Raw genomic sequence first — 2431 nt, forward strand, 5'->3', positions numbered from 1 at the left:
GCGGCGGCGACGAGCCGGTCCACCACGGGCATCGGCGGTGTCCCGCGGCGTGCGGTGCCCGCGGCGGCGAGCCTGCCGTACCGGATCACGGCGAACTCCCATCCGCCCGAGCCGTCGGGTGCGGCCGCGACGAGTTCGGCGACGGCGGCGAGGGAGGCGAGCCGGTGACCCCGGTCGACCGCACGTAGCACCGTGGTCAACTCATCGCGCCGCCGGGCGGCCTGCTCGAAGCGGTGCCGCTGCGCGAGTGCGTCGATACCCCGGCGGGCGAGGTGCAGGGCGGTCGCGTCGGTTCCGGCCGCGAGATCGGCGACCAACCGCGCCGACGGTCGGTACTGCTCCACCGTCAGTGACCCGGCGCACGGTGCGCCGCAGGTGCCGAGTTCCGCCGCGACACAGGGCGTCCGGTCGGCACCCTTCGCGCCCTGCGCGGAGATGCGGCGCGTGCAGGTCCGCAGGCCGGTCCAGCGGGACAGCGTGTCGGCGACGGTCGCGGCCCTCGCCCGGGAACCGAACGGGCCGAGCGCACCCGCACGCGGGGTGCGCACCACGGAGAGCCGGGGGAACGGCTCGTCGGTGAGCACCACCCACCAGGTCCGGCCCGGGTTCTTCGACCGCCGGTTGTAGGGGGGTCGGTGGGCCGCGAGCAGTCGCAGCTCCCGCACTCCGGCCTCCAGTGCGTGGGCGCACTCGATACCGTCCACCCGCTCGGCGAGGGCCACCATCTCCCGCATGCGGCCGCGGCTGTCCGAACCGGTGAAGTACTGGCGGACCCGGCGCCGCAGGTTCCCCGCCGTCCCGACGTAGAGCACCTCGTCGGACGGTCCGCGGAACAGGTAGACCCCGGGCCGTTCGGGCAGGTGCGCGGCGAGGTCGCGTTTGCGCCGCTGTGCGGGTGTGACGTCGGGCAGGTAGTCGAGCAGTTCCTCCACCGATGCCACCCCGAGCGGGCCGAGGCGTTCGAACAGACCGTGCAGGACGTCCACGGTCGCCCGGGCGTCGTCGAGCGCCCGGTGGGTGGGTGTGGTCTCCGCGCCGAACAGCCGGGCCAGCGCCCCGAGCCGGTGGCTGCGGGTCTCCTCCCGGGACAGCACCCGCCGGGCCAGCTTCAGCGTGCACACCGTCGTCGGGCGGGGCCACCGGTATCCGAGGTCGTGGCACGCCGTGCGGAGGAACGACACGTCGAAGCCCGCGTTGTGGGCGACCAGCACGCACCCCGAGGCGAATTCGAGGAACGCGGGCAGCACCTCGTCGATCGGTGGCGCGTCGGCGACCATCGCCGAGGTGATGCCGGTCAGCTCCACGATCTGCGGCGGGATCGGGACACCGGGATCCACGAGGGTGGCGAATTCCGCCAGGACCTCACCGCCGCGGACCTTGACCGCCCCGACCTCCGTGATCCCCCGGGCCCCGGGCGGCCCCCCGGTGGTCTCCAGGTCGACGATCACGAAGGTGGCCTCGCGCAGGGGGCTTCCCAGCTCGTCCAACGAGAGCTGCATGGCCGCAGACCCTAGGTCGCCGCCCCGACAGCGGTGGCGCACGGGCGCGCCGGGGAGGCCGTGGTGTCGGGCACACCCGCGTCGCGGGGCGGCGTGCGGGGCCGCCCGGAGACGGGGGGCGCGGCCCACCGGGGCGGAATCTAAGCTGGACGGATGCTGCCGTCGTCCGCGCACCCCGAGCGCCTGGGGGAGGAACCCTCCGGGCCCGCCGCAGGCGCGTCCGGCGAACCCACGGACACCGGTGCCTCGTCGGAGGACGCTGCCTCACCGGAGGACGCTGCCTCACCGGAGGACGCTGCCTCACCGGAGGACGCTGCCTCACCGGAGGACGCTGCCTCACCGGAGGGCACCGCCTCACCGGAGGGTGGGGACCGCTCCGACACCCAGGCGCGGGCGGCGTCCGAGCCCGTGGACTGGCTCGGTCTGCCGGAACAGATCCGCGAGCGCGTCGCCGAACTGACGGCCGCCGCACTCGGCAGGCTGTCCGTCGACGACGTGCCGCGGCAGTTGCGGCCGGTGGCCCGGTTCGCCCCGGCGAAACGGGCCCGGCTGGGCGGCACGGCACTGTTGACGGGGCTCGCCGAGTCGCAGCGGTTCCGCACCGCGGTCCTCGAATGGCTGCGCGAGCACCGGGTCGACGCGCTCGACCCGAACGACGCCGACCCGGTCGCCGCGGCGGCCGCGGCCGTGCTGCTCGGTGAGTCGAGCGCGTCGACCCGCGTCCGGCTCGTCGCCCGCAACGCCGAGGACGCCGCGTTGCGCGCCGAGCGGGACGCCGCGCTCGGCCGCGCCCGCAGGCTCGAGGCGGAGGTCGAGAAGCTGCGTGCGGAGGTGGAGCGGGCCCACGAGGCGGTGGAGACCGCGCGTTCCGAACGGGAGGGCGAGGTCGAGAAGCTGCGCGGCCGGTTGCGGGAGCAGGGTGTCGTGCTCCG

The 2431-nt window shown here is 75.4% G+C and carries 1 protein-coding gene and 1 pseudogene; one reads left to right on the plus strand and one right to left on the minus strand.

Translation table 11 applies throughout. The annotated features are described in order from the left end of the window. A partial coding sequence (locus tag SACPADRAFT_RS0204565; protein WP_028662208.1) for a DEDD exonuclease domain-containing protein occupies positions 1–1499 on the minus strand: 1499 nt, incomplete at its 3' end. 153 nt (positions 1500–1652) lie between these two features. Between SACPADRAFT_RS0204565 and SACPADRAFT_RS0204570 the strand changes: the two are divergent. Then, positions 1653–2431 (plus strand): annotated as a pseudogene (locus SACPADRAFT_RS0204570) (hypothetical protein); the annotation flags it as partial.

The organism is Saccharomonospora iraqiensis subsp. paurometabolica YIM 90007, assembly GCF_000231035.2.
Taxonomy (GTDB): Bacteria; Actinomycetota; Actinomycetes; order Mycobacteriales; family Pseudonocardiaceae; genus Saccharomonospora; species Saccharomonospora paurometabolica.